Below are 1,855 nucleotides of genomic sequence, written 5' to 3' on the forward strand. Positions count from 1 at the left end.
TCGTGACTGTGGAGACCTCCCCAGGTAAGAACATCTTCTTTCCCTCGATTCCTGCCAGATCTACTGTTTCGGTATTCACTTTAAAGTGTTTAGGACATCACAATGATGTGCTTGCTCATCCAACCTCACAGCCTCTTATCTGGTTCCTGTTTGTCAGTACCGAGGTTTGTAGTCCTGCTTCCTTCACTTCCTGTCTCACGACAGACAAGCTTGCAGCTTACTAATGGTTCAAGGCGTTACCCCTGCCCATAAGGGACTTGCACCCTCTAGATTAATATCATATCTTCGATATGATAAAGATGCCCATGCTGGGCACACACAATGTATATACAAAATAGGCGAAATAGCAGTAAATTCAACGGTTGTAGCTCGCTTCAACTTCATCTCGGTTTGATAAGTTTGAAGCCCGCAATCGCCTACTTTGCATATACTAAACGTTGTAAGCAATAATCACGAATAACAGTAATTAAAAAGATTTTTACGCAGGAGAAAAACAAAGGAAACTTTAGATAGCATATAAACAGAAAAGAAATATTTCTGTTCCAAACATTTGCGATTGGCAATCGTTGAGAGTTCCACTATCAGAACGTTGACACGTTAAAAAGTTTGATGAAGTTAGTAGAACAAGACCACATTTTCTATGGGGGATTTTCTGCTAATTTTGATGCTATATAAAGTTAGTTAGATCCTGCGATTTTTTTAACAACCCACCTTATCCGGGCCGAGGGATAAAGTGAATAATTAAAAAATAAAAAGCTTTTTAAAGTTTGCTATACCCAATTCGTGATAACTCCATAATTAAACAAATTCATCATAATCAATAAATTTGTACTAAATTACTGCACACAACGGCGCATAAGCGCAATTGCCAAAAAGGCAACTGCGCTTATACACAATACGTTGCCAACAAGTATTTTAGAGAAAATTGACTGAACTATATAAAAAAAAAGGAATTTGCATTTGGTGTTCAAGATCAAGTAATGAAACTTCATTTCTGACTAAACCACATACCATTCCTAAAAAATTAAATGCACACAAAATTGGATTTGATATTTGTGATCAATGCAATAAATATTTTGGCTCGGATAATAACGAAGAAAAAATTAAATATTCAATTGATAAAATCACAAAAGAGATATTTAATGTTCATAGATTTCTATTGAGCAACGAAAAAGACTCTAATTCTTGGAAAAAGTTTAAATCTCAATTTTTCAATTATTATCACTCAAAAAATGCACTTAAAATCAAAATTGATTATCGAAAGAATATCGGTTTTGAAGAAGCATTTACTAAAAAATTTAAGAGAGGGATTTATAATATTTTCCTTCAAGAATATCATAGAAATACAGAAAATGGTTTAGACGCACAATTTGATGAAATTAGAAATTTTGTAAGATATAATATCGGAGATTTGCCATTATATTATCTCAAAAATCGGACGGGAATTCGTTTAACTGAGGATCTAGATATGCCAATGGAATTTTCATTCAATCAACACGTCCAAAGTATTATAGATAGATATGGATTTTATCATATGACGCTTAAAGGTTTAAATTTTTTCATCGCAGTAAACCAAAAAGCTTTCGAAAATATTGATAATTACTTAATTCCAGAATGTAAATATTTAATGGGTTCTGGATTTGTTTTTAATAAATTGATAGAGATCAAAAAAATTTCTCAAATTGATTTTACAATACAAGATTGGAGTTAAAAATACCAGTTGGCAATCGAGTGGGCGGTTCCGTCATTAAATGACGGAGTGCACCCCTCACACCACTCAGCGTACGGGTCTCGTACTGAGCGGTTCACAATCCATCTTTTCAATCGCTCTTTACACCAATCGAAACTATTCTGT

At 33.8% G+C, this 1,855-nt stretch carries 1 protein-coding gene; it reads left to right on the forward strand.

The features are described from left to right. The first annotated feature begins 925 nt into the window (after positions 1-925). Positions 926-1,711 (forward strand): hypothetical protein, encoded by a 786-nt coding sequence (locus BUA71_RS17345; RefSeq protein WP_072882047.1) that lies wholly within the window; start codon positions 926-928, stop codon positions 1,709-1,711. Positions 1,712-1,855: the final 144 nt, after the last annotated feature.

The sequence above is a fragment of the Salegentibacter echinorum genome, from assembly GCF_900129445.1.
Lineage (GTDB): Bacteria > Bacteroidota > Bacteroidia > Flavobacteriales > Flavobacteriaceae > Salegentibacter > Salegentibacter echinorum.